Origin of the sequence: Janthinobacterium sp. UMAB-60 (genome assembly GCF_900095235.1) — a bacterium.
Taxonomy (GTDB): domain Bacteria; phylum Pseudomonadota; class Gammaproteobacteria; order Burkholderiales; family Burkholderiaceae_D; genus Janthinobacterium.
The window spans coordinates 1-26,183 of sequence record NZ_LT607509.1 but is presented as its reverse complement, the minus strand read 5'-3'; the positions used below and the strand labels follow the sequence as shown (position 1 = coordinate 26,183).

Annotated in this window: 22 protein-coding genes and 1 pseudogene; 15 read left to right on the top strand and 8 right to left on the bottom strand. The window is 62.3% G+C overall.

Annotated features, from left to right (window positions below; genetic code table 11):
• Positions 1 to 376: 376 nt before the first annotated feature.
• The 4 genes from K0F86_RS26825 to K0F86_RS26810 all read left to right on the top strand — a co-directional run bounded on the left by K0F86_RS26825 (position 377) and on the right by K0F86_RS26810 (position 4,619).
• On the top strand, positions 377 to 1,630 hold the full coding sequence (locus tag K0F86_RS26825) for an ABC transporter substrate-binding protein (RefSeq protein WP_035817882.1): 1,254 nt from the start codon (positions 377 to 379) through the stop codon (positions 1,628 to 1,630).
• Between the two features lie 113 nt (positions 1,631 to 1,743).
• Complete coding sequence (locus tag K0F86_RS26820; RefSeq protein ID WP_071077887.1) at positions 1,744 to 2,628, top strand: carbohydrate ABC transporter permease; 885 nt, start codon at positions 1,744 to 1,746, stop codon at positions 2,626 to 2,628.
• Positions 2,625 to 3,500, top strand: a complete 876-nt coding sequence (locus tag K0F86_RS26815) for a carbohydrate ABC transporter permease (protein ID WP_071077886.1) — start codon at positions 2,625 to 2,627, stop codon at positions 3,498 to 3,500. Before K0F86_RS26820 ends, K0F86_RS26815 begins: the two co-directional genes overlap by 4 nt.
• A gap of 9 nt (positions 3,501 to 3,509) precedes the next feature.
• Positions 3,510 to 4,619: an ABC transporter ATP-binding protein gene (locus tag K0F86_RS26810; protein ID WP_219137162.1), complete on the top strand. Its 1,110-nt coding sequence runs from the start codon at positions 3,510 to 3,512 to the stop codon at positions 4,617 to 4,619.
• A gap of 69 nt (positions 4,620 to 4,688) precedes the next feature.
• Here the strand turns inward: K0F86_RS26810 and K0F86_RS26805 are convergent, their stop codons facing one another.
• The gene (locus K0F86_RS26805) at positions 4,689 to 5,717 is read right to left on the bottom strand and encodes a ParB/Srx family N-terminal domain-containing protein (RefSeq protein ID WP_219137161.1); all 1,029 of its coding nucleotides are present in this window, start codon (positions 5,715 to 5,717) and stop codon (positions 4,689 to 4,691) included.
• Between the two features lie 23 nt (positions 5,718 to 5,740).
• On the bottom strand, positions 5,741 to 6,976 hold the full coding sequence (locus K0F86_RS26800; protein ID WP_219137160.1) for a hypothetical protein: 1,236 nt from the start codon (positions 6,974 to 6,976) through the stop codon (positions 5,741 to 5,743).
• Positions 6,977 to 7,191: 215 nt separating this feature from the next.
• On the opposite strand from K0F86_RS26800, the pseudogene K0F86_RS26795 reads away from it, so the two are divergent.
• Together K0F86_RS26795 and K0F86_RS26790 are read left to right on the top strand one after the other, a co-directional pair.
• Positions 7,192 to 7,567 (top strand): annotated as a pseudogene (locus K0F86_RS26795) (type II toxin-antitoxin system RelE/ParE family toxin).
• Positions 7,524 to 7,871, top strand: a complete 348-nt coding sequence (locus K0F86_RS26790) for a DNA-binding protein (protein WP_257572398.1) — start codon at positions 7,524 to 7,526, stop codon at positions 7,869 to 7,871. The pseudogene K0F86_RS26795 and the gene K0F86_RS26790 overlap by 44 nt, the downstream one beginning before the upstream one ends.
• Positions 7,872 to 7,886: 15 nt before the next feature.
• On the opposite strand, the gene K0F86_RS26785 is transcribed toward K0F86_RS26790, so the two are convergent.
• From K0F86_RS26785 to K0F86_RS26775, 3 genes are read right to left on the bottom strand one after another with little or no spacing between them, the layout of a single operon-like run.
• The gene (locus K0F86_RS26785; RefSeq protein ID WP_219137159.1) at positions 7,887 to 8,909 is read right to left on the bottom strand and encodes a Gfo/Idh/MocA family oxidoreductase; all 1,023 of its coding nucleotides are present in this window, start codon (positions 8,907 to 8,909) and stop codon (positions 7,887 to 7,889) included.
• Between the two features lie 29 nt (positions 8,910 to 8,938).
• Entirely contained in the window at positions 8,939 to 9,925 is a 987-nt protein-coding gene (gene iolG, locus K0F86_RS26780; RefSeq protein ID WP_219137165.1) for an inositol 2-dehydrogenase, read from the bottom strand.
• Positions 9,918 to 10,784: a MurR/RpiR family transcriptional regulator gene (locus K0F86_RS26775; RefSeq protein WP_219137158.1), complete on the bottom strand. Its 867-nt coding sequence runs from the start codon at positions 10,782 to 10,784 to the stop codon at positions 9,918 to 9,920. Before K0F86_RS26775 ends, iolG begins: the two co-directional genes overlap by 8 nt.
• Positions 10,785 to 11,002: 218 nt before the next feature.
• Here K0F86_RS26775 and K0F86_RS26770 point away from each other — a divergent pair, with 218 nt between their 5' ends.
• The 9 genes from K0F86_RS26770 to K0F86_RS26730 all read left to right on the top strand — a co-directional run bounded on the left by K0F86_RS26770 (position 11,003) and on the right by K0F86_RS26730 (position 21,981).
• Positions 11,003 to 12,049: a sugar ABC transporter substrate-binding protein gene (locus K0F86_RS26770; RefSeq protein WP_219137157.1), complete on the top strand. Its 1,047-nt coding sequence runs from the start codon at positions 11,003 to 11,005 to the stop codon at positions 12,047 to 12,049.
• Positions 12,050 to 12,344: 295 nt separating this feature from the next.
• Positions 12,345 to 13,466: an ABC transporter permease gene (locus K0F86_RS26765; RefSeq protein ID WP_257572400.1), complete on the top strand. Its 1,122-nt coding sequence runs from the start codon at positions 12,345 to 12,347 to the stop codon at positions 13,464 to 13,466.
• 3 nt (positions 13,467 to 13,469) lie between these two features.
• Entirely contained in the window at positions 13,470 to 14,255 is a 786-nt protein-coding gene (locus tag K0F86_RS26760) for an ATP-binding cassette domain-containing protein (protein ID WP_219137155.1), read from the top strand.
• A gap of 8 nt (positions 14,256 to 14,263) precedes the next feature.
• A complete protein-coding gene (gene iolC / locus K0F86_RS26755) occupies positions 14,264 to 16,210 on the top strand; it encodes a 5-dehydro-2-deoxygluconokinase (protein ID WP_219137154.1) in 1,947 nt (648 codons plus the stop codon).
• Complete coding sequence (gene iolD / locus K0F86_RS26750; RefSeq protein ID WP_219137153.1) at positions 16,207 to 18,036, top strand: 3D-(3,5/4)-trihydroxycyclohexane-1,2-dione acylhydrolase (decyclizing); 1,830 nt, start codon at positions 16,207 to 16,209, stop codon at positions 18,034 to 18,036. Before iolC ends, iolD begins: the two co-directional genes overlap by 4 nt.
• A 1-nt stretch (position 18,037) precedes the next feature.
• Positions 18,038 to 18,952 carry a myo-inosose-2 dehydratase gene (iolE, locus tag K0F86_RS26745; RefSeq protein ID WP_219137152.1) on the top strand — a complete coding sequence of 305 codons (915 nt, stop codon included), beginning with the start codon at positions 18,038 to 18,040 and terminating at the stop codon, positions 18,950 to 18,952.
• Complete coding sequence (gene iolB / locus K0F86_RS26740; RefSeq protein ID WP_219137151.1) at positions 18,949 to 19,746, top strand: 5-deoxy-glucuronate isomerase; 798 nt, start codon at positions 18,949 to 18,951, stop codon at positions 19,744 to 19,746. Before iolE ends, iolB begins: the two co-directional genes overlap by 4 nt.
• 25 nt (positions 19,747 to 19,771) lie before the next feature.
• A complete protein-coding gene (locus tag K0F86_RS26735; RefSeq protein ID WP_219137150.1) occupies positions 19,772 to 21,271 on the top strand; it encodes a CoA-acylating methylmalonate-semialdehyde dehydrogenase in 1,500 nt (499 codons plus the stop codon).
• Positions 21,272 to 21,342: 71 nt separating this feature from the next.
• Positions 21,343 to 21,981 (top strand): ANTAR domain-containing response regulator, encoded by a 639-nt coding sequence (locus K0F86_RS26730; RefSeq protein ID WP_099759608.1) that lies wholly within the window; start codon positions 21,343 to 21,345, stop codon positions 21,979 to 21,981.
• Between the two features lie 42 nt (positions 21,982 to 22,023).
• On the opposite strand, the gene K0F86_RS26725 is transcribed toward K0F86_RS26730, so the two are convergent.
• From K0F86_RS26725 to K0F86_RS26715, 3 genes are all read right to left on the bottom strand, one after another.
• Positions 22,024 to 24,546, bottom strand: coding sequence for a TonB-dependent receptor (locus K0F86_RS26725; protein WP_219137149.1), 2,523 nt, complete (start codon positions 24,544 to 24,546; stop codon positions 22,024 to 22,026).
• Between the two features lie 95 nt (positions 24,547 to 24,641).
• The gene (locus K0F86_RS26720) at positions 24,642 to 25,646 is read right to left on the bottom strand and encodes a FecR domain-containing protein (protein WP_219137148.1); all 1,005 of its coding nucleotides are present in this window, start codon (positions 25,644 to 25,646) and stop codon (positions 24,642 to 24,644) included.
• Positions 25,643 to 26,161, bottom strand: a complete 519-nt coding sequence (locus K0F86_RS26715; protein WP_219137164.1) for a sigma-70 family RNA polymerase sigma factor — start codon at positions 26,159 to 26,161, stop codon at positions 25,643 to 25,645. Before K0F86_RS26715 ends, K0F86_RS26720 begins: the two co-directional genes overlap by 4 nt.
• Positions 26,162 to 26,183: the final 22 nt, after the last annotated feature.

Here is a 26,183-nt window from a genome sequence, read left to right as displayed (position 1 = left end):
CTTTTGTCACCTACGGCAAATGGAACGACGCGGCCACCGCCTCGGTCAATGCGTCGAACAACGGCGGCCCGATCTACAACAACAATACCAGCGGCACTTCCTATGGTTTCCAAGTGGAAACCTGGTTCTAAGTTTGCAGGCCTTGTAAGCGCAGATCAACCTGGCGCATCCTTCGCGGATGCGTTTTTGGCGCCGTCCCGTGATATAAATACGATGTAAGCATGTCATGGATCACGGCGCCGTCTTTTTACTGAAGATGATGCCCGTTTGCAAGCGGGTCTGAGTACAAGAGCGCCGGTACAGGCGCAGATTTCACCTTTTTCGGCCCCCGTATGCCGAAGCCCCCTAAAAGCTTGATCAAAAAAGGAATGTGGAGATGAAACTGAAATTCAAGATTACCCAACTGGCCGCACTGACCACCCTGGCATTTGCCGGCAGCGCCTTTGCGACCGACGTGGAAGTGTTGCACTACTGGACCTCCGGCGGCGAAGCGAAGTCCGTGGGCCAGTTGCAGCAAATCGTGAAAGAAAGCGGCTTCGGCTGGAAAGACTTCGCCGTGGCTGGTGGCGCTGGCGAAAACGCCGCGACCGCGCTGAAAACCCGCGTCATTTCCGGCAACCCGCCAACGGCCGCCCAGATCAAGGGTCCATCGATCCAGGAGTGGGGCGCGGAAGGCGTGCTGGCCAATATCGACGATGCCGCCATTCCAGGCAAATGGGATGCCGTGCTGCCGAAAGTCGTCGCCGACATCATGAAATACAAGGGTCACTACGTTGCCGCTCCCGTCAACGTCCACCGCGTCAACTGGATGTGGGTCAATCCGGAAGTGCTGAAAAAAGCCGGCGTGGCCACCACCCCGACCACCTGGGATGCGTTCTTCGACGCGGCCGAGAAGATCAAGAAATCGGGCGGCATCGCGATCGCCCACGGCGGCCAGCCATGGCAGGACGCGACCGTGTTTGAATCGGTCGCGCTGGGCGTGGGCGGCACGGAATTCTACAAAAAGGCCATCCTCAAGCTGGACCAGAAGGAATTGACCGGCCCGACCATGCTCAAGGTGTTCGACACCCTGGGCAAGGTGAAGACCTACATCGACAAGGATGCGGCAGGCCGCGACTGGAACCTGGCCACCGCCATGGTCATCAACAACAAGGCCGGCTTCCAGTTCATGGGCGACTGGGCCAAGGGCGAGTTCACGGCTGCTGGCAAGGTGCCGGGCAAGGACTACCTGTGCGTGGCAGCGCCTGGCACGGACAAGGCCTACACCTTCAACATCGATTCGTTTGCCATGTTCACGCAAAAGGATGCGAATGCGAAGAAAGGGCAGATCGCCCTGGCCAACGCCATCATGAATCCGAAGTTCCAGTCGATCTTCAACCTGAACAAGGGTTCCATCCCCGTGCGTTCCGGCGTTTCGAAGGACAAGTTTGACGCTTGCGCCCTGAAATCGATGGAAGACATGGACGCCACCAACAAGACCGGCGGCCTGGTGCCATCGTTCGCGCACGGCATGGCGCTGCCATCGGCCACGCAAGGCGCCGTGACCGACGTCATCGCCAAGTTCATGAATACCAACATGAGCTCGAAAGACGCGGTTGCAGCCTTGGCCAAAGCGGCTAAGGTGAAGTAATCACGCCGGCGCCGGCACTCCCGCCGGCGCCCGCTGCATCGCATGCATCGCAGGCGCCCGCCCTGGCGTTCGTCCAGGCCGGCGCCACACGCAGTTCTCTTTACGGCTCTCCTATGTCCATACGCAAGCAATTCGACCGATGGATACCGCAGATGGTGCTGGGCCCCACGCTCATCGCCAGTCTGCTATTCGTCTATGGTTTTATCTTTTTGACCGGTTGGCTGTCGCTGACCGAATCGCGGCTGATGCCGAACTACGAGTTCGCCGGCCTGGTGCAATACGTCGAGCTGTTCGACAATGAGCGCTGGTGGACCTCGCTCAAGAACCTCGGCATCTTTGGTGTCCTGTTCATCGGTTGCAGCATCGCCATCGGCCTGTTCCTGGCGATCCTGCTGGACCAGAAAATCCGCGCCGAAGGCGCGCTGCGCGCCATCTACCTGTATCCGATGGCGCTGTCCTTCATCGTCACCGGCACGGCCTGGAAATGGATGCTCAATCCCAGCCTGGGCCTGGAAAAGGTCATGCACGACTGGGGCTGGACCTCGTTCACCTTCGACTGGCTGGTGAACTCCGACATGGCCATTTACACGGTGGTGATCGCCGGCGTGTGGCAATCGTCGGGCTTTGTCATGGCGCTGTTCCTGGCCGGCCTGCGCGGCATCGATGATGAAATCATCAAGGCGGCGCAAGTCGATGGCGCGTCCTTGCCGACGATCTACTGGCGCATCGTGATTCCCGCCATGCGGCCCGTGTTCTTCAGCGTGCTGCTGATCCTGGCGCATATCGCCATCAAGAGCTTCGACCTGGTCATCGCACTGACGGCTGGCGGACCTGGCAACTCGTCGTCCGTGCCGGCCATCTTCATGTACCAGTTTTCCTTCACCCGCGGCCAACTGGGCCTCGGCTCGGCATCGGCAATGATGATGCTGGCCACCATCGTGGCCGTGCTCGTGCCGCTGATGTACCTGGAAACGCGCAGCGCAAAGGCGATGAGATGACACACACTCCTACACGTAACAACAAACTCACCCTGGGACGGGTGGTGTTGTACCTGCTGCTGATTCTGTTCGCGGTGTACTACATCGTGCCCCTGTATGTGACCCTGTCGACGTCGTTCAAGTCGCTCGACGAGATCCGCAGCGGCAACCTGCTGGCCTTGCCGCATGTGTGGCAGTTCGATTCCTGGTCCAAGGCCTGGTCTTCGGCCTGCACGGGCGTCACCTGCGACGGCATGCAGCCGTTCTTCTGGAACTCGATCAAGATGGTGATACCCGCCGTGCTGATCTCGACCTTCCTGGGCGCCTTCAACGGCTATGTGTTCGCGCACTGGCGTTTCCGCGGTTCGGAAATGCTGTTCGCCGCCTTGCTGGTGGGCTGCTTCATTCCGTTCCAGGTGGTGATCCTGCCGATGGCGCGTTTGCTGGGCGAATTCGGCCTGGCCAATACCACCACGGGCCTGGTCTTCGTGCACGTGGTGTACGGCACGGCCTTCACGACCCTGTTCTTCCGTAACTACTACATTGGCGTGCCGGAAGAACTGATCAAGGCGGCGCGCATCGACGGCGCCGGCTTCTTCCTGATCTTCCGCAAGATCGTGCTGCCGATTTCGGGTCCGATTTTCGTCGTCTGCATCATCTGGCAGTTCACGCAGATCTGGAACGACTTCCTGTTCGGCATCGTCTTCGCCAGTGGCGATTCGCAGCCGATCACGGTGGGCTTGAACAATCTGGTCAACACGTCCACGGGCGTGAAGGAATACAACGTCAACATGGCGGCCGCGGTGATCGCCGCGCTGCCTACCCTGCTGGTCTATCTGGTCGCAGGCCGATATTTTGTGCGCGGTCTGACCGCAGGCGCAGTCAAAGGTTAAGGAAATAATATGTCCAGTTTATCGATACGCGGTATCCGCAAGGTGTATACGAATGGCGTCGAAGTCCTGAAAGGCATCGACATCGAGATCAAGGATGGCCAGTTCCTGATCCTCGTCGGCGGCTCCGGCTCCGGCAAATCCACCTTGCTCAACATGGTGGCGGGCCTGGAAAGCGTCACCTCGGGCGAAATCCTCATCGACGGCAAGGTCGTCAACGACCTGCCGCCGAAGGACCGCGACATCGCCATGGTGTTCCAGTCCTACGCGCTGTACCCGTCGATGACGGTGCGCGAAAACATCGCGTTTGGCCTGAACGTGAAAAAAGTGCCGAAGGCCGAGCAGGAGGAAATCGTCTCGCGCGTCGCCGAGACCCTGCAGATCACGCACTTGCTGGACCGCCGTCCGGCGCAGCTGTCGGGCGGCCAGCGCCAGCGCGTGGCCATGGGCCGCGCCATTTCGCGCAAGCCTTCGCTGTTCCTGTTCGACGAACCGCTGTCGAACCTGGACGCCAAGCTGCGCGTGGAAATGCGCGCCGAGATCAAGCTGCTGCACCAGCGCCTGAAAGCGACCATCGTCTACGTCACGCATGACCAGATCGAAGCGATGACCATGGGCGATTTGATCGCCGTCATGAAGGATGGGGTGGTGCAGCAACTGGGCACGCCGCAGGAAATCTACGACAACCCGGCGAATCTGTTCGTGGCCGGCTTCATCGGCTCGCCGTCGATGAATTTCATTACCGTCAAGCCTGTCATCGAGGGTGGCGAGGTCTTGGTCGCCATCGAAAACGCGGGCAAGAGCATGCGCCTGGCCTTGCCTTTCGACGCCGACAAGCTGCGTGCCTACGCGGGCCGCGAGGTGGTTCTGGGCGTGCGCCCGGAGCAGATCACGGACATGAGCAGCGCGCACGGCGACGTGGGCCAGGAACTCGGCTGCCTGATCGACCTGGTCGAGCCGACCGGTCCCGATACCTTGCTGACGACGCGCCTGAACGGCGCGGCCGTGACGTGCCGCACGCATCCGCGCGAAGCCGTGCTGCCGGGGCAGACCATGCAGCTGTCGTTCAACCTGTCGAAAGCGGCCCTGTTTGATCCGGCCAATGGCGAACGCATCGCGTAAGCGGCACCTGCAATAGAAAACGGCCCGCCTGTCAGCTGACAGGCGGGCCGTTGTTGTTTGCGCCGGCGACTATTGCGCCAGCGATTTCCTGTACGCGATGGCGTAGCCCAGCTTGCCTTTGTTCTGCGTCAATTCTTCCAGCGTTTCGCGGTCGACCTTGTCCAGTGTGCCCAGGTCTGCGGCGCGCTTGCCGCCGCTGACGATGTCATCAGGCCGCAGCGCCACCATGGCCTGCGCCGCTTGCAGGATGACGCCGGCGTACGCGGCGCGATCAAGCAGGTCGATGCGCGCCAGGTCCAGCGCCGGTTTGTCGCGCAGCCAGCCTGCCCAGTAGAATTCGAGAAATTCCGTGGCGTGCTCCGGCGGCTGGTAGCCGATCTCGCGCGTAAAGTAGACGAGCGAGCGGTACGGGTCGTCGCCCAGCGACGCCAGGCCGATGGCGGCCGGCAGTTGCTGCGGCGTGATGGCCTGGTTGCGGCCGTTCTTCAGCCACACCTTGTTTTCCGCGCGCATGCGCGTCCAGAACGCCGCTTCGCCCAGCGCACTGAAATTGTCGCTGACCTTGACCCAGACTTTCAATTGATGATTGCGCCCGCCGTCGGCCTCCCAAAAGGTGGAAAACGTGTGGTGGCCATCGGTCAGGTACACGACGCCGCGCGGGCCGATGACGACGCTCTTCATGTCGTCCGGGCGGCTGCCCACGGCCGCCTTGCAGCGGTAGCCGGCCGGTGGCGCGGCCAGGGTGGCGCCAAGCATATTGGCCGTGTCGGGCAAGACGTCGCTCTGGCCATTGGCCTCGCACAGGTCGGCGAATTTCTTCGGCCTGGCGATGTCGGCGATGTGCTTTTCCTCGGCCGCATAGCGTCCCAGCTTGTAGTACACCTGGTCGTAGCCGATGGCGGGCTGGGTCGGGTGCAGTTCATCGAGGCGCACCTGCAGGATGCGCGGATGGGCGGCACTGCCCACGACGGTGGACATCAGCGCCTGCTGGCGCGCATTCAACGCGGGTGCCGTGGCGACGGCGGCATCCCTGGCGCTGGCCATGCCAGTGAGGGACAGGGCCAGCAGCAGGGCACTGGCAGCGTGCGTGGTGTGCATATGACTCTCCTTTTGCGAGCGCCTCATTCCAGCAGCGCGCTGGGCACGCGCGGCGAGGACATCAGGTCGCGGAAGGCGGCCCAGTGCTCGGCGCGCGTACCGCCCTGGCGTTCGACATAGGCTTTCGCCATGTCCTGGCCCAGGTTGTAGTTGATGACATAGGCGCCCATGGCATCGTAGAACTGCAGGCGCTGCGCGGATTTTTCGGCCGGATACAGGCGCACGTTGACCAGCCATTCCAGCGCTGCTTTGCGCGTGATGCCGCCTTCGAGGTACTGGCGCGCGATGTCGTTGTCGGCGTAGCCGAGTTTGGCCAGCAGCGCATTGAGTTGCGCATAGCGGGGCGCCAGCGCGGGATCGAGGCCGGCCAGCGGATACAGCACTTGCTGTTCGAAGTCCAGCCGCTCCGCATCCGTAAAGCTCAGTTCGATGCCGTAATTGGCCGTGCCTTCGGCGATCAGCGATTGCGGCGAATACAGCGGATAGATGCAGTATTCCATCCAGCCTTTGCCGCGCACCAGGTCGCGTTCCAGCAGCACGTTGTACACGTGGTGGCCCGGATACGCTTCATGGCAGCCGAGGTCGACGGCACGGTCTATATACACGGGCAAGTCCGTATTGATCTGGATCACGCTCTGGTAGTTGCCCTTGTACCAGTTGTAGCCGCTCCATGGCTTGTCGCTGACGAATTCCAGCACGAAATCTTCGCCTTCCGGCAGGGCGATGTACTGCAGGGTGCGTTCGCGGCCCGCGCGGATGGCCGCCTCCATGACGGCGCGCAGCTTGTCGGCGGGAATGACGAGTTGCGCGCGCAAGACGTTGACCCTGTCGCTGACCGTGCCGTCGCCGGGCAGCAGGGCGTCGATCTGCGCCACCAGTGCTTCGTACCAGGCGCGGCTGTGATGGGGCGAGACGGCGTCATACAGGCGTGCGCTTTCCGTATCGAAATCGAGGCGTGCTCCCTGCAGCATGTCGGCCTTGGCCAGTACGGCTTGCAATTGCTTGCGCAGGTTGAGGGCGCGCAGGCAAGGTTCGTCGGCCAGCAGGGCCAGCGCCTCGTTTGCGCCATCCTTGATATCGCTCAAACCTTGTTGCTGTTCTGACGCTTCCCGTTGCCACGCGGGCGGGCCGTAATAGGCATCCACATATGAGGCATCGTGCTGGCCCATGGCCAGGACCAGCTTGACGTAGCGTTCGGCCACGTGGGCGAGGGAAGGGGAGTTGCTGTCGTTGTGCGTCATGGCGGCAGGGTTTTTCACGGTTGGACAGCGCTTATTGTATAGCGCAATCGGATGCGTGTGAGGCGTGTACGCGCCACATGATTTCTTTACAGTAACTGGGGAAACGCATCTTGATATACATCAGTGATCCCGGCATTCGGCACCTGCGTCACGCGGTTTGGCCGCAAGATGGCGTGGTCTTTTGTAGTCACGTGATTTTCTCCTTGATCTTTCTTCGTTTATGGACGAATATGATGTTTGAGATCCGGCACTACCTGACATCATCGGGCAGGGACTTGTATACGGAATGGTTGAAACGCCAGCGCGACAATACGGCCAGGGTGGCCATAGCCCGGCGCGTGTTGCGTATGATTCCCGGCAACTTTGGCGATCACAAGTTTTGCCATGATGGCGTGTGGGAGTTACGGATCGACGTGGGGCCTGGTTACCGCGTGTATTACGCCATCGCTGACGGGCAGATCATTTTATTGCTGTGCGGAGGCGCAAGCGCGTGGCGACAAGCGCACGCAGCCGAAAGATATCGAATACGCCTGTGCCTGCTGGCACGACTGGAAGGAGAGAGGACATGAAAGAGGAACTAAGCAAACCACCGAGAGACCGCTCGCATGACGAGGCCATGGCCGAACTGTACCGCGACGATCCCGCCTTCGCCCTTGAATTGATCAACCATATCCTCGTCGATGGCGACCACGGCGAACTGCTGGCCGTGCTGCGCCAGCTGACGCGCGCCTTTGGCGGCGTGCCCGCCGTGGCGCAGGCGGCCAAGCTCAATCCTACCCAGCTGTACCGTACCTTGTCGCCCGAGGGCAATCCATCGCTGAGTACTTTGACGGCCATCCTCGATGCCATGGGCTTGCGCCTGGCTGTGGAGCCCAAACAGCCCGAACGTCCATTTCCTGCACCGGCTGCCTGAGTCCCTGCCTTCGGCTTAAAACTCGACGGGCCGCGCCTCGCGCATCGCTTGCGTCATGGCCAGGCCGATGCGCGTCGCTTCCGTCGCGTCGTGCAAGGTCAATGACAGAGTGCGCCTGCCCAGCGCCGCGTCCGTGAATTCCTGCGCCTCGATCAAAAAGGCGTCGGCGAAGCGGGCATAGAAGTCCGGCGTGCATTCATTGCGCACGCCATGCGCATCCGAGATTTCCACCCTGTTCAGGCGCGGATTGCTGCCCACGGCCAGACGGCCGCCCGTGCCGAACACTTCCGTCAGGGTTTCGTGGCCATGCGCCATGGTGCGCGAGGCCATGAAGCTGGCCATGCTGCCATCGGCAAACTCGACCGTGGCCAGGCCATTGTCGACGTCGCCGAATGCCTGCAAGCCCGTGTGGATGGCGTTGGTGCCGCTCGCATACACGCGCTTGGGCACGGGGTTGCCCAGCAGCCAGCGCGCCAGGTCGATATCGTGCACGCTACAATCGAGGAAGATGCCGCCGCTGGTGGGGGCGAAGCGCATGAAGGCGCCGCTGGGGTCGTTCTGGTCGCAGGTTTGCGAACGGACGAGGTAGGGCTTGCCGATGACACCTTGGGCGATCTTTTGCTGCGCGTCATGGTAGCTGGCGTCGAAACGCCGCACGAAGCCGATCATGATGGTCAGCTGCGGGTGGCGCGCCGCTTCCGCTTCCACCTTCAGGCAGTCGGCCAGGTCCAGCGACAGCGGTTTTTCGCAAAACACATGCTTGCCGGCGCGCAGGGCGGCGATGATCTGGTCCGCATGCAGCGAGGTGGGCGTGACGAGAAACACGGCGTCCAGGCCCGGATGAGCCAGCAGGGCGTCGTAGTCCGCATAGCCGGTGGTGATGCCGAGCGTGCTGGCGGCCCAGTCCAGTTCAGCGGGCACGGGGCTGCAGGCGGCCACGACTTCGGCATTCGGCACGCGCTGCGCCAGGTTGATGGCGTGGCGCTGGCCCAGGCGGCCCAGGCCGACGATGCCGACTTTTAATGTTGGGGATGACATGGTGTCTCCAGTATCTTGTTTTTGTATTTTTACAGGGTCACGACGCGCTGTTCGCGCCAGGACAGCGTGGCCGCTTCGGCCAGTTCCAGTGCCTTCAAGCCATCGTGCACGGTGGTGCGCAGCGGCGTGCCGTGGCTGAGGGCATCAAAAAAGTGCGCCATTTCCTGCGCGTACGCCACGCGATAACGTTCCAGGAAGAAATCTTCCGGCTTATCCACGCTGACGTTGACGGCACCATACGCCGTCACTTCCGTCGGCTTGTGGTTGCCCGCCTGCAGCATGCCGGCGCTGCCCAGCACTTCGAAGCGCTGGTCGTAGCCGTAGGCGGCGCGGCGCGAGGCATTGATCTGGCACAAACGTCCCTGCGCCGTGCGGATGGTGACGACGGCCGTGTCCAAATCTCCCGCCGCGCCGATGGCCGGATCGACCAGACAGCTGCCCGTGGCGTGCACGCTGACGGCTTCATCATCGAGTATCCAGCGGAAGATGTCGAAATCGTGGATCAGCATATCCTTGAAGATGCCGCCCGAGACCTTGATGTAGCTCACGGGTGGCGGGCCGGGATCGCGGCTGGTCACAATGAGCAATTCCGGCGTGCCGATCTCGCCCGCCTCGATCCGTGTCTTGACGGCATGGAAGGTGGGATCGTAGCGGCGCTGGAAGCCCAGCATGCACATGACCCTGGCTTCCTTGACGGCGGCGGCGCAGGCGCGCGCCCGGTCCAGCGTCAGGTCGACGGGTTTTTCGCAAAAGATGGCCTTGCCGGCGGCGGCCGAACGCAGGATCAGGTCCGCGTGTGTGTCCGTGCTGGAAGCGATGACGACGGCCTTGACGGCCGGGTCGGCCAGCGCCGCTTCCACCGTGGCGCTGCTGCCACCATGCAAGTCGGCCAGCGCCGCCGCCGCTTCCTGGTTGACATCGACCACGTACTTGAACTGCACGCCGGGTTGGGCAGCCAGGTTGGCCGCGTGGATTTTGCCGATGCGTCCGGCGCCGAACAACGCTACTTCAATCATCATGTTCTCCTGGGGTGTGGATTTCTTCGATGTCGAGCTCTAATTTGTATGCCAGCGCGATGAACAGCGCCTGGCACAGGCAGATGGTGCTGGTCAGCGAGCGGAAGGCGAAGGCGCTGCCCTCGGTGACGGTGAGCAGCGCGTCGGCGGTCCGCGCGAGCGGGGCCAGCTTGCTGTCGGTAATCACCAGGACCTTGGCGCCCTTGTCTTGCGCCGCCTTGATGCACTGCTGGGTTTCCTTGCCGTAAGGCGAGAAACTGATGGCGATCGCCACATCGCGTTCGCGCACGCTGCGTATCTGTTCGCGGTGCATGCCGCCCAGTCCGCTGATCAGGTGCACGCGCTTGTCCGTGTGTTCCAGCGCGTAGGCGATGTAGGAGGCGATCGGAAACGAGCGGCGCACGCCGATCACATAGATATTTTCTGCTTTTAACAGCAGGTTGACGGCCGCTTCCAGCTGCGCGTCGTCGAGTCCTGCGGCCAGGTCGTCCAGGCCGGCACGGCTGGCGCCGACGAATTCGCGCGTCAGGTCGCCTGCGCTGAGGGCCGAGTCGCGCGTGGAAATGAGCTTGCGGATGCGCTGCTGGTAATCGGGCGTGGCGCCGGCCTGGTCGGTATAGGCCTGGCGGAACACGTCCTGCATTTCGGAAAAGCCCGTATAGCCGAAGCGCTGTGCGAAACGCACGATGGCCGACGGCTGCACGTCGCAAGCGGTGGCGATGTCGCTGATGCGTTCGAGCATCAGGCTGGCCCGGTGCTTTTCAATGTATTGGGCGATGACCTTCAATTGGCGCGACAGATTGTCGTACTCGGCAGCGATATGTTGCATCAGTTGTTCGATGGGGGCGGTGGCTGCCATGTTGTTTCCTTTGGGCTGGTTCTGGCGAGAATTATAGGAGCGAATCACGAAAATAGAAATGATTTTCTATTTAAATTTATTTTGAAAATTTTATTGCATTTGTCTTTTTTGTGGCCTAAGCTGTGCGCAGTGCATCGGGTCTTGCCGGCTTTCCGGCTCCCCGTTGACACGCTTCAAAAGCTGGCAACTATAAAAATTAATCCTTCAAGGAGACATTCATGCAAAGCAATAAGCGTAAGGGATTTCTGAAGAGCCTGGCCATGCTGGGCCTCGGCCTGGGACTGGGTCTGGGCATGCACGCCAGCCACGCGGCGGGTGAGAAATTCGTGTTGATCAGCCATGCGCCCGATTCCGATTCCTGGTGGAATACGATCAAAAATTCCGTCAAGCAAGCAGGTGAAGACTTCAATGTCAGCGTCGACTACCGCAACCCGCCGAATGGCGACCTGGCCGACATGGCGCGCCTGGTCGAGCAATCGGCAGCCCGCAACTACGACGGCGTGATCGTCAGCATCGCCGACTTCAGCGTGCTGCAAAAACCGCTGGGCCTTGTCGCCGCCAAGAAGATTCCGTTTGTCACGATTAATTCCGGCACCCTGGCGCAAAGCGAGCAGCTGGGCGCCGTGATGCACGTGGGCCAGCCTGAGTACGAGGCAGGCAAGGGTGCCGGCGAAAAAGCCAAGGCGGCCGGCATCAAGTCCTTCGTCTGTGTTAACCACTATGCGACGAATCCATCGTCGTTCGAGCGTTGCCGCGGCTTTGCCGAGGCCATCGGCGTCGATTTCAAGGCGGCCACCCTGGATGCGGGCGAAGATCCGACCACCATCGAAAGCAAGTTGAGCGCCTATCTGCGCAACAACCCGAAAACCCAGGCCGTGCTGGCGCTGGGACCCACCTCGGCCCACGCTTCGCTGAAGGCGCTGGAAAAAATGGGCTTGAAGGGCAAGATGTGGTTCGCCACGTTCGACCTGTCCGATGAAATCTCGAAAGGCATCAAGGATGGCAGCATCCAGTTCGCCATCGACCAGCAACCTTACCTGCAAGGCTACATCCCCGTTGCCGTGCTGGCCATCATGAAGCAGGACAAGACCACGGACCTGGCCAAGGTACGCGAAAAACTGATCAATAACGCCAAGTTCAAGGCGCGCCTGGCCGAGTATGGCCTGGCACCATCGTATGGCCCGCGCCATATCGGTTCCGGTCCTGGTTATGTCACCAAGGACAATATCGGCAAGGTGGAGAAATACGCCGGCCAGTTCCGTTAAGCACCCGCTTTTCAATTCAATCAATACCTTACAACGCCTGACAAAACCGTAGCGAGCGGATGGGAGTTGTGGTTGAGAAGCGGAACTGTGCGAATGCACAGTGAGCATCGGAGACCGCAAATCGCGACGCGCAGTAGATTTTGATAGGTGTTCTTGGTTGCTGTCCCCGCGCGCAGGCCATGCTTGCCGGCGCGCGGGTCCTGCCGCCCTGGAATTGTTGTCGAGGCTGGCAGGTTGCTATAAACAAGGGAGACATAGCATGAGTACCGTGAAAATCAGCGTGGCGCAGGGCGGCATGGCCGCCTCGGGCACGCCGCCGCAAAAACAGGGCACGGATGAGCGCGTGGGGCAGGTCAGCTGGCTCAAGCGGCTGTTCAGCCGTCCGGAATTCGCCTCGATCTCGGGCGCCATCCTGGTGTTCGCCTTCTTCATCCTGACGGCCGGCGACTCCGGCATGTTCAACCTCGATGGCGTGATCAACTGGGCGCAAGTGGCCGCCTACCTGGGCATCATCGCCATCGGCGCCTGCGTCTTGATGATCGCCGGTGAATTCGACCTGTCGATCGGCTCCATGATCGGCTTTGCCGGCATGATGATCGCCATCCCTTCCGTCTACTTTCACTGGCCCGTGTGGGCTGCCATCCTGTTCGCCTTTGCCGGTTCGATGGCGCTGGGCTGGCTCAACGGCTACCTGGTCATCAAGACGCGCCTGCCGTCGTTTATCGTCACCCTGGCCTTTTTGTTCATCTTGCGCGGCCTGACCCTGGCCCTGTCCATCATGTTTGCCAACCGCACCATCGTCAGCGGCATCGGCGCGCTGGCCGCCGACGACTGGCTGGCCGTGACCCTGTTCCATGGGGAAGTGGGCACTTCGCTGTTCGCCTGGATGGCCAAGGCGGGCTGGATCACGGCGCTCGACAATGGCGCGCCGCTGGTCAAGGGCATCCCCAAGGTCATCGTCTGGTGGGCCGGCCTGGCGCTGGTGTCCGGCTTCGTCCTGGCCCGCACCCGCATCGGCAACTGGATTTTCGCCGTCGGCGGCGACGCCAACGCGGCCAAGAATGTGGGCGTGCCCGTGAAAACCATCAAGGTGTCGCTGTTCGTCTTCACGGCCTTCTGCGCCTGTTTGTTTGCTACGCTGCAAGTATTTGACGTGGGATCGGCCGCCGCCGACCGTGGCATGCAAAAGGAATTCGAAGCCATCATCGCGGCCGTCATCGGCGGCGCCTTGCTGACGGGTGGCTACGGTTCCGTCGTCGGCGCCTGCTTCGGCGCGCTGATCTTCGGCGTGGTGCAGATCGGTATCACCTACACCAATATCAATTCGGACTGGTTCCGCGTCTTCCTCGGCGTCATGCTGCTGATCGCGGTACTGTTCAACAACTTTGTCCGTGCGCGTGTCACGGAAGCGAGATAAGCCATGAGCGAATACATCCTTGCGCTGGAAAACATCAGCAAACGTTTCGGCTCCGTCATCGCCCTGCAAAACGTCACCCTGCGCTTGAAACCGGGCGAAGTGCATTGCCTGCTGGGCGATAACGGCGCCGGCAAGTCGACCCTGATCAAGACCCTGGCCGGCGTGCACCGTCCCACCAGCGGGCAATACCTGGTCGATGGCCAACCCGTCAGCTTCAATTCGCCGAAAGAGGCGCTCGACCTGGGCGTGGCCACCGTCTACCAGGACCTGGCGCTGGTGCCATTGCTGTCCGTGGCGCGCAATTTCTTCATGGGGCGCGAGCCGATCAGGAAAATGTTCGGCGTGCTGCCCGTGATGGATATGGAGTATGCGGCCACCACGGCGCGCGACAAGCTGGCCGAAATGGGCATCATGGTGCGCGACCCGCACCAGGCCGTGGGCACCATGTCGGGCGGCGAACGCCAATGCCTGGCCATTGCCCGTGCCATCCACTTCGGCGCGCGCGTGCTGATCCTCGACGAGCCGACGGCCGCGCTGGGCGTGAAACAGTCGTTCAATGTGCTGAAACTGATCTACAAGGCGCGCGAACGGGGCTTGTCCGTGATCTTTATTACCCACAATGTGCACCACGCCTACCCCGTGGGCGATTCGTTCACCCTCTTGAACCGGGGCAAGTCGCTGGGCACTTACACCAAGGAAACCGTTTCCAAGGATGAAGTACTCGACATGATGGCGGGCGGTGCGGAAATGCAAACGCTGATGGCTGAACTCGACGGTGTCACGATTTAAGGATAACCATGAATAACCCGACACAATTTGCCCAGGGCCGCGCGCTCGACGTGATTTGCCTTGGCCGCCTGGCGGTGGACCTGTATGCGCAGCAGATCGGCAGCCCCCTGGAAGACGCGAGCAGTTTCGCCAAGTACCTGGGCGGCTCGTCGGCGAACATCGCCTTCGGCACGGCCAGGCTGGGCTTGAAGTCCGCCATGCTGTCGAAAGTGGGCGACGACCACTTGGGCCGTTTCTTGACGGATACCTTGTCGAAAGAGGGCTGCGACGTCAGCCATGTCGGCATCGACCGCGACAGGCTCACCGCCCTCGTCATGCTGGGCATCAAGGATAAAAACACCTTCCCCCTGATTTTTTACCGTGAAAATTGCGCCGACATGGCCATCGACGCGGCGTCGGTGGATGCGGCCTTCATTGCATCGAGCAAGGCGCTGTTGATCACCGGCACGCATTTCTCGACCAGTGCCATGCACGCCGTCAGCACGCAAGCCTTGAAACTGGCCCGCGCCAATAACGTGCGCACCGTGCTCGACATCGATTACCGGCCCGTGCTGTGGGGACTCTCCGGCAAGGCGGACGGCGAAACGCGTTTCGTCTCGAACGACGGCGTCACCAAGCACTTGCAGGCGATCTTGCCGCAGTTCGACCTGATCGTCGGCACGGAAGAGGAATTCATGATCGCGGGCGGCGCTGCCGACATCATGGCGTCCTTGCGCGCCGTACGGGCCGCCACCCTGGCCACTCTGGTCGTCAAGCGTGGCCCGCTGGGCAGCGCCGTCATCGACAATGTGGTGCCGGCCAGTTTGGATGACGCGTATAACTACCGTGGCGTGCGCGTGGAAGTGCTGAACGTGCTCGGCGCGGGCGATGCGTTTCTGTCCGGCTTCCTGAAAGGCTGGCTGCGCGGCGAGGATTACGAAGCGTGCTGCCGCTACGCGAATGGCTGCGGCGCTCTGGTCGTATCGCGCCACGGCTGCGCGCCGGCCATGCCGTCGCCCGTCGAGCTTGACTATTTCCTGGCCAATGCGGCGAAACTGACGCAGCCGGACCAGGATGCCACCCTGTCCCGCTTGCACCGCACCACGGTCGCGCGCCCGCAGTGGGACGAGTTGTGCGTGTTCGCGTTCGACCACCGCACGCAATTCTTTGAGCTGGCGCAGCAAACTGGCGCAGCCGAGTCGCGTATCTCGGCCTTGAAGCAATTGATGGTGCAAGCCGTGGCGCAGACGGAAACGGCCTTGCAGCTGGCCGGCAAGACGGGCGTGCTGATCGATGGCCGCTATGGCGTCGACGCGCTCAACGATGCGACGGGGCGGGGCTGGTGGATCGGCCGTCCCGTGGAATTGCCGGGTTCGAACCCGCTGCAATTCGACTGGGGCCGCTCCATCGGTTCGCATCTGCTCAGCTGGCCGAAGGAACACGTGATTAAATGCCTGGTGCAGCTGCACCCGGACGACGCCGTGGAAAACCGGCTGGAACAGGAAGCGCAGATCAAGGCCCTGTATGACGCGGCGCAAGTGAGCGGTCACGAACTGTTGCTCGAAGTCATACCGTCGGAATCCCTGCCGCACAGTGACGATACCGTCTTGCGCGCCGTCAAGCGCCTGTACAACCTCGGTATCTATCCGGAATGGTGGAAGCTGGAAAGCATGTCAGCCAAGCAATGGCAAGCCATCGACGCCCTCGTGCACGAGCGCGATCCGTATTGCCGTGGCGTTGTCTTGCTGGGCTTGAACGCGCCGATCGAGAAACTGGCCGCCAGTTTTGAACAAGCCAGTGCCAGCAGCACCTGCAAGGGTTTCATGGTCGGCCGCACCATCTTCCAGGAACCGAGCCGCCGCTGGCTGGCCGGAGATCTTGACGATGCGGGCTTGATCGCCGCCGTGCGCGCCAACTTCGAGCAGCTCATTAGTTTGTGGCAACGCACGCGCAAGCACCTGGAGCGTGCCGCATGAGCGCGACCATCCGCTTGACCATGGCGCAGGCGCTGGTGCGCTATTTATCCGTATTGCGTACGGAAGAAGGTGAATCGCTGTTCGGCGGCGCCTTCGCCATCTTTGGCCACGGCAATGTCGCTGGCCTGGGCGAGGCGCTGTACCAGTACCGGGACAGTTTTCCCACCTACCGCGCCCACAACGAGCAGGCGATGGCGCACTCGGCCATTGCCTATGCGAAAGCCCACATGCGCCGGCGCATGATGGCGGTGACCAGTTCCATCGGTCCCGGCGCCACCAATTTGCTGACCGCCGCCGCGCTGGCCCACGTGAACCGCCTGCCGGTCTTGCTCTTGCCGGGCGACGTGTTCGTCTCGCGCGCGCCGGACCCGGTGCTGCAACAGCTGGAAGATGGCACGGATGGCAGCGTCTCGGTGAATGACGCTTTTAAACCTTTGTCGCGCTATTTCGACCGCATCGTGTATCCCGAGCAATTGCTGACGGCCTTGCCACGCGCCATTGCCGCCTTGACGGACCCGGCCGCCTGCGGTCCCGTCACCTTGTCGCTGCCGCAAGACGTGCAGACGATGGCATATGACTATCCGGAAGAATTTTTTGCGCCGAGGATCGTGCGTTTCCGCGCCTTGCCGCCCGTCGAGCAGGAGCTGGAAGAGGCGGCAGCGTTGTTGAAAAATGCGAAACAGCCGCTGATCGTGGCCGGTGGCGGCGTGCTGTACGGCAAAGCCAGCGCCGCCCTGCAGGCGTTTGCCGAACGGCATGGCATCCCCGTGGCGGAAACCCAGGCGGGCAAGAGTGCCTTGCCGTGGAACCACCCATTGCAGCTGGGCGCCATCGGCGTGACCGGTTCGCCCGCCGCGAACGCGCTGGCGGCGGACGCGGACGTGGTGCTGGCCGTCGGCACGCGCCTGCAGGATTTCACGACCGGGTCGAATTCCCTGTTTGCGCAGGCGCAACTGGTCAGCCTGAACGTCAATAGTTTTGACGCCTTGAAACGCCGTGGCCTGGGCGTGCAGGCGGATGCGACGCTGGGCTTGCAGGGACTGTCGCGGCTGCTGGGTAGCTGGAACAGCGCGGGACTCTGGCTGGAGCGGGCGCAGCAGGCGGGCAATGCCTGGCGCGACACCGTGGCGTCCATCACCGGGAAAAGAGAAGTGGCCGGCTTGCCGTATGACGGCGAAGTCATCGGCGCCGTGCAGCGTTCATCCAGGGACTCCACCACCCGCGACATCGTCGTCTGCGCGGCAGGCACCTTGCCGGCCGAACTCCATAAACTGTGGCGAACGGAAACACCGGGCGGCTACCACATGGAATACGGCTACTCGTGCATGGGCTATGAAATCGCCGGCGGCCTCGGTGTCAAGATGGCCAAGCCTGACTCGGAAGTCATCGTCATGGTGGGCGACGGCAGCTATCTGATGATGAATTCGGAAATCGCCACTTCCGTCATGCTCGATAAAAAACTCATCATCGTCGTGCTCGATAACCGCGGCTATGGCTGCATCAACCGATTGCAGCAGGCGTGCGGCAATGCCTCGTTCAACAATATGTTGCCCGACAGCGCCCCGCATATCGACTTTGCCCTGCATGCGCAATCGTTGGGCGCCATGAGCGAACACGTGGGGTCGATCGCTGAACTGGAACAGGCCATGCTGCGCGCCCGCGCCGCGCCGCGCACGTACCTGATCTGCATCAATACGGACGACACGCGCACGACCGCAGAGGGTGGTTGCTGGTGGGAAGTGGCCGTGCCCGAAGTCTCCACCCAGCCAGGCGTGCAAGCTGCGCGCGCCCGTTATGAACTTGACCGTCTGAAACAAAGGAATTGAGATGACTACCTGGAATGTCAAGATCGGCATCAACCCGATCTCGTGGATGAACGACGATTTACCCAGCCTGGGCGGCGAAACCCCGCTGGAAACAGCGCTGAAAGAGGGCGCCGAGATCGGCTACGTGGGCTTTGAGCTGGGTAACAAGTTTCCGAAAGATGCCCCGGCCCTGAACGCCGTGCTGGGAAAATATAATCTTGCCTGTGTTTCCGGCTGGTATTCGGGCCGGCTGGCGCACCGCTCGGTGGAAGAAGAGATCGCTTCCGTCGGCCCGCATTTGCGGCTGCTGGCCGACAGCGGCGCGACCGTCATGGTGTACGGGGAAGTGGCCGACGCCATCCAGGGCGAAGCGCGCCCTTTATATAAACGCCCCCGTTTCCAGACGCAGCGGCAATGGCAGGCCTATGCCGACAAATTGACGGCGTTTGCGAAGCACTTGCTCGACAACGGCGTGCGCCTGGCGTATCACCACCACATGGGTGCCTACGTGGAAACCCCGGCCGATGTGGATCAATTGATGGCCTTGACGGGGCCGGAAGTGGGCTTGTTGTTCGACACGGGGCACATCACGTTTGCCGGCGGCGATGCGCTGGCGGTGTTAAATAAGCATATCGACAGGATTTGCCACGTGCATTGCAAGGATGTGCGCCCGAACGTGGTGAAACTGGCCCGTAATGGCCACTGGAGTTTCTTGCAGGCCGTCATCAATGGCGCCTTCAGCGTGCCCGGCGACGGCAGCATCGACTTCCCGGCCATTTTGACGCGGCTGTATCTGCACGGCTACGAAGGCTGGCTGGTGGTGGAAGCGGAGCAAGACCCGGCCGTGGCACCCAGTTATCAGTATGCAAAGATGGGCCACGATTACCTGGCAAGCCTGGTCGACGCGATTCCCCGCTTGAAACGGGAGGCGGCATGAGCCCGCTGCTGGTGAAAGCGGGGCAGGGACAGACCATCGTCGAGGTCACGCCCGAGTCGGCCGGCTGGACGCATGTGGGTTTTGCCGCGCATCGCCTGGCGGTCGGCGAATCCCTGAGCCTGGAGACGGGCAGCCGCGAACTGTGCCTCGTCGTGCTGACGGGCACCGTCACCGTGCAGGCGGGCGAGCAGCGCTGGGAAGCCATCGGCAATCGCGCCAGCGTCTTCGAGGACGTCTCGCCCTACGCCGTGTATGTGCCGCTCGATACCCAGGTCAGCATCACGGCCGTGAGCGCCGCCGAAGTGGCCCTGTGCAGCGCGCCGGCCACGACGCACCGTCCGGCGCGCCTGATCGAACCGGCCAGCATGACGCGTTCCGTGCGCGGCAAGGGAGCGAATACCCGCTATGTGTGCGACATCCTGCCGCAGACGGAGGCAGCGGACGGCTTGCTGGTGGTGGAAGTGGTGACGCCGTCCGGCCACTCGTCGAGCTATCCGCCGCACAAGCACGATAGCGACAATGTGCCGCTGGAAAGTTCGTTGGAAGAAACGTATTACCACCGTCTGAACCCGGAGCAGGGCTTTGCCTACCAACGAGTCTACACGGATGACCGTTCCATCGACGAAGCCATGGCCGTGGAAAACCACGACGTGGTGATGGTGCCCAGGGGTTACCACCCCGTCACCGTGCCGTATGGCTATGACGGCTATTACCTGAACGTGATGGCGGGCCCGAAACGCGTGTGGCATTTTAAAAACGACCCGGCCCATGAGTGGCTGATGAATACCAAATAATTTAGCAAACAAGCGAGGATTCAAGATGACAACGCAACAGATCGGCCACTTTATTGGTGGCAACCCCATGGCTTCGCGCTCCGAGCGCACGAGCGAGGTCTTCAATCCCGCCACGGGCGCGGTCACGGCGAAGGTGTCGCTGGCGACTGCCGCCGAGCTGAACGCGGCCGTGGCCGCCGCCCACGCGGCCTTTCCCGCCTGGTCGCAAACCTCGCCCCTGCGCCGCGCACGGGTCATGTTCAAGTTCAAGGAATTGCTGGAAGAGCATGCGGATCAATTGGCGGCGCTGATCACGGCCGAGCACGGCAAAGTGTTTACGGATGCCAAGGGAGAAGTGACGCGCGGCATCGAGGTGGTGGAGTTTGCCTGCGGCATCCCGCAAATGATGAAGGGCGAGTACAGCGAGCAAGTGGCCGGCGGCATCGATGCCTGGTCGATCCGCCAGGCGCTCGGTGTCTGCGTCGGCATCACGCCGTTCAATTTCCCCGTGATGGTGCCGATGTGGATGTTCCCGATGGCGATTGCCTGCGGCAATACGTTCGTACTCAAACCGTCCGAGCGCGACCCGTCGGCCAGCCTGCTGCTGGCGCAGCTGTTGACGGACGCGGGCTTGCCGGACGGCGTCTTCAACGTGGTGCAGGGCGACAAGGAAGCCGTGGACGGCTTGCTGCACCATCCGGACGTGCGCGCCGTCAGCTTTGTCGGCTCCACGCCGATCGCCGAATATATCTACGCCACCGGCTGCGCGCAGGGCAAGCGCGTGCAGGCCTTGGGTGGCGCGAAAAACCACATGGTCGTCATGCCGGACGCGGATATCCCGCAGACGGTCGATGCCCTGATGGGTGCGGCGTTTGGTTCGGCGGGCGAGCGCTGCATGGCCATTTCCGTCGTCGTGGCGGTGGGCAATGTGGCGGATCAGCTGGTCGAAGCGCTGGTGCCGCGCATCGCCGCCTTGAAAATCACGCAAGGCATGGATCTGTCGGCGGAAATGGGCCCCGTGGTGACGCAGGTGCACAAGGATAAAATTACCGCTTACATCGCCACCGGCGTCAAGGAAGGCGCCAAGCTGGTCAGTGATGGACGCGGTTTCGTGCTGCCCGGCCATGAAAACGGCTTTTTCCTCGGTGGCAGCCTGTTCGACCATGTCACGCCCGAGATGACCATCTATAAAGAGGAAATCTTCGGCCCTGTCCTGTGCATCGTGCGCGTGCCCGATTTTTCCACCGCGCTGGACCTGGTCAACGCGCACGAATATGGCAATGGCACGGCGATCTACACGCGCGATGGCAACACGGCGCGCGAATACACGCACCGGGTGCAGGTCGGGATGGTGGGCGTCAACGTGCCGATTCCCGTGCCGATGGCCTTCCACAGCTTCGGCGGCTGGAAGCGCAGCCTGTTCGGCGATCATCACGCGCATGGCCCCGAATCGGTGCGCTTTTACACGAAACAGAAGGCCGTGACCCAGCGCTGGCCAGCCTCCACGGCCGCTGGGGCTGAATTTGCCATGCCGACCCTCAAGTAAAACGCAAAACCCGCTGGTTCGCTTCTTGCTTACTGCAATGGTTAATCATTTAGCCATTGCAGATTGCTCCCATGACGTCCAGCCGTACCCAGCCTTTGCGCATCGTTGTCGTCAACACCATTGTCGAGCACGGCGTGCACGCGGATGCAGCATTGGCTGCCCAAGTGCTGCGCGGCAATGCCTTGCGCATCGGCTTGCTGGAATCGGGCTTTGACATCGTCGCCTCGCTGCCAGCCGACCTCTACCTTCCCGAGCGCATCGCGCAACTGCAGCCTGACCTCATCATCATCGACGCCGAATCGGACGCGCGCGACGTGCTCGAACACATCGTCATCGCCACGCGCGACGAGCGCCGCCCCATCGTATTATTTACCGAAGACGGCGCCACGGCCAGCATCGACGCGGCCATGGCGGCCGGCGTCTCCGCCTACATCGTCGCCGGCCTGCAGGCCGAGCGTATCTTGCCCGTGCTGAACGTGGCCCTGGCGCGCTTTCGCCAGGAAGAAAAACTCCGCGCCGAATTGCTCGACACGCGGCACAAGCTGCTGGAACGCAAGGTGATCGAACGGGCCAAGGGCCTGCTGATGACGCATCAGGGCTTGACGGAAGAGCAGGCTTACCAGCGGCTGCGCAGCATGGCGATGAATAAAAAGCTGAAACTGGCGGAAATTGCCCAGCGCATCCTCGACGTGGAGGACTTGCTGGGATGAGTCGATATGGTGCAATGCACCATATCAGTGCGTACTTGCCTGTCAGTAGCTGGCACGCAAGATCAGCGCCGCGCTGCGTGGTTCTCCATAGAAATTGCCATTACTGGAGCGGCCCATGGTGCGGTAATAGGTCTTGTCGAAGACATTATTGATATTGACGCTGGCGCTCCAGTGGCGGTCGATGCGGTATTGCGCCATGGCATTCCAGACGGCATAGCTTGCCTGTGTATAGTTGAATGGCACGGCAGGGCCGTTGAACTTGCCTGTGGCCGCATTCCAGCTGGCAGCCGTGCCTTGTGCGTATTGCTTGCTCTGCATGGTTGCACCGGCGCCCAGTTTCCAGGCGGAAGCCGCCCCCGGCAATTGCCAGCTGCCCCACAGCTTGAGCGCATGCCTGGGCGTGATCGTGCTGAAAACGGCCTTGTCCGTTTCATTGCTGTTGTGGTTGTAGGTATAGCCGCCGGACAATTGCACGCCAGCGGCCACTTCACCGTTGACTTCCATTTCCACGCCCTGGCTGACGACCTTGCCGGAAGCCAGGTAGCAGCAATTGCTGGAAAATAGGGCGGACTGTTCTTCATAGCGGGGATCGTTGACGGCCCGGCCATCCTGCACGATGCGGTACAGGGCCAATGCCGTATTGAGCTTGCCGCCCAACAGTTCCCCTTTCAGGCCCAGTTCGCTATTTGCACCGCGCATGGGGCGCAAGCCCGTGCCCGGCGCGGGGCCAGCCTTGAAGTCGGCTTGCGGCTTGAATATTTGCGCGTGGCTCGCATAGGCCGACCACTCGTGATTGATATCGTGCACGAAGCCGATGAAAGGGGTGACCTTGGTCGGTTCCGCGTATTGCGTCAAACCTGAAGTGTCCCAGATGCCCGTGTCCGTATCGAGTTCGCGATAGTGCTGGCGGTAGCGGTAGCGGTTGACCCGCGCGCCTGCGATCAGCTTGCTGCCTTCGGCCACGTCCAGGCGTAAGGTGGCGTAGGCGCCATATTGGGTCTGGCCCCAGGGATCGTAGTCGCGTTCAACGGGGCCATACACAGGTTTGGGAAAGGGAGTATTTCCTGGGTGAAACAAATCTCCCGGCGTGCCGTTGCCTTCCAGCGGATAGCTGGCCACCCAGCTGCTGGTGACTTTCTGGCCATCGATGCCGGCCAGTACTTCATGTGTACGGCCGAACCAGTCGAAGGCGCCGCTGACGTTGATATCGAGCAGTTGTTGCTTGTTATGGTATTGCGTGTGGCCGCTTTGCCAGCGGCCGCCCGTCAAGGTTTGCGGATCGATGGCGCCCAGGATGAAACCATCGTCCGTCGCGCCGGCCTGGCGCATCTGCGCAGCATTCGCGCGCAGGGTCCAGCGCTGTGCCAGGCGCCAGGTCAGCTTGGCAAACAGTTCTTTCGAGGTGGAATCGACGCCGGCCCAGTCGGCCATCGCGCCCGTGTTGCGGGGCAAGTGCAGCTCGGCGCCCGTACTGTAGCGGGGCAAGCCCGGCCAGGTTCCCCGGTCATGCGTGCGCTGTTCGCGAGCGCCGATGGCCAGCACGGCACCGGGCGCGATATCGGCTTCCAGTACGCCATAGATGAGCGGCTTTTCCGTCGCGCGGATGGCCGTGAAGTATTTGCGGTTTTCATAGGCGACGACGACGCGTCCGCGCAACTTGCCGTCGAACGCCAGCGGGCCGGAAGCATCGAGGTCGCTGCGGTAATTGTTCCAGCTGCCGGCCGCTACGCTGGCATTGAACTGCGGCGCGGCAGTAGGCATCTTGCGCACGAGATTGACGGCGCCACCTGGGTTGCCCGTGCCGTTCAGCAAACCCGCCGCGCCGCGCAGGATTTCCACACGATCATATTCCGCCAGGTCGGCTGCGATGCTGGCGGAAAAGCCCGTATCCATGGGGGCACCGCCATCGAGCTGGTAGCTGCTGATTTCAAAGCCACGCGCATACAGCTTCTGTATCAGGAAAGTATTGTCCTGTACGGTGATGCCGACGGCTTGTTCGGCTGCCTTGCTCAAGTCGCTGATATTCTGGTCGTCGAGGCGCTGGCGCGTCAGCACCGAGACTGTTTGCGGGTGTTCGCGCAAGGATTGGGCCGTCTTGCCTATGGTAATGACCGGCGTGGTATACGAAGCCGTGCCTTCTGTTTCGCCGTCGCGCCGGCCCGTCACGCGGATTTCACGCATGCTGATTTCCGTTGCCTGCGGCGCAGCAGCCGCCTTGCGCAACACATAATTGCCGTCGCCGCGTTGCTCCGCTTCCCAGCCGCTCCCTTGCAGCAATTGCGCATAAGCCTGGTCGACTGTGTAGTTGCCGTGCAAGCCAGGCGAACTCAGGCCGGCCAGTTGCGTGGCATCGAAGGCGATGGCGACACCGGCCGTGCTGGCATAACGGCTGATGGTGGCGCCCAGTGGCCCGGCGGGAATGTCGACGTTGCGGGCGGTGCTGGTGGCGTCAGCAGACGCGACGGCTGGAGTGAGTAATGGTGCGGTGGCCAGCATGGCCAGCAGGACGGTACGTACAGCGTGGGCGACGGCGGTGCGGCGCGCGATACTTGGTGCAGCGGTCATGGAATTCCTTCAGGGTTAACGCGTCTTTCAGGACGCTTGCAGGAAGGAGGTCGGATCAGAGCCCAAAAAAGTGCACGCTTTTGGGAATATATTTTTCAGGCGGGCAGCACGCGTACCCAGAAACGCGTGTGCATCACGATGTGCAGCGGGAAACCGTTGGCCAGCACTTGCAGGGCGCGGTCGCTATCTGCCAGCGGGAAGTTGCCCGATACGCGCAGGTCGGCCACGCGCGGATCGCATTGCAGCACGCCACGGCGGTAGCGTCCCAGTTCCGCCAGCAAGCGAGACAGCGGCATGTTGTCAACCAATAAACTGCCGTCCTGCCACGCGCCCGCGCCGAATTCAGCCGGCGCGGGGCCTTGCATGGCGCCATCGGCGCCAATGCGCAATTGCTGGTCCGCTTGCACCAGCATGGGGCGCTGCTGTCCGCTGCGCACTTCCACGGCCTTTTCCAGTACGGTGACCAGCGTGCCCGCATGATCGCTGCGCACGAGGAAGCGCGTACCCAGCGCGCGGATGCGGCCATGTGGCGTATCTACCAGGAAAGGCCGGGCGCCATAGCCGATGGCCAGATGGGGATCGGCGACCGTGCCGATGAAAATTTCACCGCTGCGCAACAGCAGGCGGCGCTGCGCCTCGTCATAGGCCAGGTCCACGGCGCTATCCGTATTGAGCACGAGGCGCGAGCCGTCGGGCAAGATCAGGCGCCGCTGTTCGCCCGTTGCCGTGGAGATGTCGGCCAGCATGGCCAGCCGCCATTCCCGCGCGGCGGGCTGGCGCCAGCCATGCCATGCGAGGCCGCTGGCACCCAGCACGGCCAGGGTGCCGCGCAGCACGCCGCGGCGCGATACCTGCGCAAGCCTGGTTTGCGCCGCAGCCTGCAAGGCTGGCGCGGCCAAAGCGCCGGGCACGCTGCCCAGTTGCCGCTGCATCGCTTCGATGCGTTGCCAGGCGGCACCGTGGGCGGGGTGTGCGTCGCGCCAGCGCTGCCAGCGCAACCGGTCCTCCGGCGTGACGTGGCCCGAGCACAGGCGCGCATACCAGGCAGCCGCCGCGCGCAGCGCGCGCAACTCCATGCTGGACAGGCCGCCCGCGCTCATGCTTCGAGCGCCGCTTGCAGCAGGCATACCTGCAGCACGGCCTTCGCCATGTAGTTGTTCACGCTGCGCAGGCTGATGCCGAGCTCCTGCGCAATGCGGGCATAGCTGAGGCCCTCGAATTGCGACAGGATGAAGACTTGCTTGACTTTTGCGCCCAGGCCGTCGAGCAACGCATCGATCTCGTGCAGTGTTTCCAGCACGATGGCGCGCGCCTCGCACGACAGTTCCTGTGCTTGCGGCCATTGCGCCAAGGTTTCCAGGTAAGCCTGTTCCAGCGCGCGGCGGCGGTAGTGATCGACCACGACTCTGCCGGCGATGGTCGCCAGGTAACTGCGCGGTTCGCGGATGGCTTCCGCATTGCGGTCGACCAGCAGGCGCACGAAGGTGTCGTGCGCCAGGTCGGCGACATCGCCCATATTGCCCAGGCGTGCGCGCAGCCAGCCTTTCAGCCAGCCGAGGTGTGCGCCGTAGAGCGTGCCGACAGGGTGGGGGGGAAAGGGGAGCGGGGCGGGCATGGGGGGCGTGACGGTCGTGAAT

What these genes read in the sequence shown, in the direction of transcription:
- K0F86_RS26825 (WP_035817882.1), top strand. Translation starts at nt 377, where the DNA reads ATGAAACTGAAATTCAAGATTACCCAACTGGCCGCACTGACCACCCTG.
- K0F86_RS26820 (WP_071077887.1), top strand. Translation starts at nt 1,744, where the DNA reads ATGTCCATACGCAAGCAATTCGACCGATGGATACCGCAGATGGTGCTG.
- K0F86_RS26815 (WP_071077886.1), top strand. Translation starts at nt 2,625, where the DNA reads ATGACACACACTCCTACACGTAACAACAAACTCACCCTGGGACGGGTG.
- K0F86_RS26810 (WP_219137162.1), top strand. Translation starts at nt 3,510, where the DNA reads ATGTCCAGTTTATCGATACGCGGTATCCGCAAGGTGTATACGAATGGC.
- K0F86_RS26805 (WP_219137161.1), bottom strand. Translation starts at nt 5,717, where the DNA reads ATGCACACCACGCACGCTGCCAGTGCCCTGCTGCTGGCCCTGTCCCTC.
- K0F86_RS26790 (WP_257572398.1), top strand. Translation starts at nt 7,524, where the DNA reads ATGAAAGAGGAACTAAGCAAACCACCGAGAGACCGCTCGCATGACGAG.
- K0F86_RS26785 (WP_219137159.1), bottom strand. Translation starts at nt 8,909, where the DNA reads ATGTCATCCCCAACATTAAAAGTCGGCATCGTCGGCCTGGGCCGCCTG.
- iolG (WP_219137165.1), bottom strand. Translation starts at nt 9,925, where the DNA reads ATGATTGAAGTAGCGTTGTTCGGCGCCGGACGCATCGGCAAAATCCAC.
- K0F86_RS26775 (WP_219137158.1), bottom strand. Translation starts at nt 10,784, where the DNA reads ATGGCAGCCACCGCCCCCATCGAACAACTGATGCAACATATCGCTGCC.
- K0F86_RS26770 (WP_219137157.1), top strand. Translation starts at nt 11,003, where the DNA reads ATGCAAAGCAATAAGCGTAAGGGATTTCTGAAGAGCCTGGCCATGCTG.
- K0F86_RS26765 (WP_257572400.1), top strand. Translation starts at nt 12,345, where the DNA reads ATGGCCGCCTCGGGCACGCCGCCGCAAAAACAGGGCACGGATGAGCGC.
- K0F86_RS26760 (WP_219137155.1), top strand. Translation starts at nt 13,470, where the DNA reads ATGAGCGAATACATCCTTGCGCTGGAAAACATCAGCAAACGTTTCGGC.
- iolC (WP_219137154.1), top strand. Translation starts at nt 14,264, where the DNA reads ATGAATAACCCGACACAATTTGCCCAGGGCCGCGCGCTCGACGTGATT.
- iolD (WP_219137153.1), top strand. Translation starts at nt 16,207, where the DNA reads ATGAGCGCGACCATCCGCTTGACCATGGCGCAGGCGCTGGTGCGCTAT.
- iolE (WP_219137152.1), top strand. Translation starts at nt 18,038, where the DNA reads ATGACTACCTGGAATGTCAAGATCGGCATCAACCCGATCTCGTGGATG.
- iolB (WP_219137151.1), top strand. Translation starts at nt 18,949, where the DNA reads ATGAGCCCGCTGCTGGTGAAAGCGGGGCAGGGACAGACCATCGTCGAG.
- K0F86_RS26735 (WP_219137150.1), top strand. Translation starts at nt 19,772, where the DNA reads ATGACAACGCAACAGATCGGCCACTTTATTGGTGGCAACCCCATGGCT.
- K0F86_RS26730 (WP_099759608.1), top strand. Translation starts at nt 21,343, where the DNA reads ATGACGTCCAGCCGTACCCAGCCTTTGCGCATCGTTGTCGTCAACACC.
- K0F86_RS26725 (WP_219137149.1), bottom strand. Translation starts at nt 24,546, where the DNA reads ATGACCGCTGCACCAAGTATCGCGCGCCGCACCGCCGTCGCCCACGCT.
- K0F86_RS26720 (WP_219137148.1), bottom strand. Translation starts at nt 25,646, where the DNA reads ATGAGCGCGGGCGGCCTGTCCAGCATGGAGTTGCGCGCGCTGCGCGCG.
- K0F86_RS26715 (WP_219137164.1), bottom strand. Translation starts at nt 26,161, where the DNA reads ATGCCCGCCCCGCTCCCCTTTCCCCCCCACCCTGTCGGCACGCTCTAC.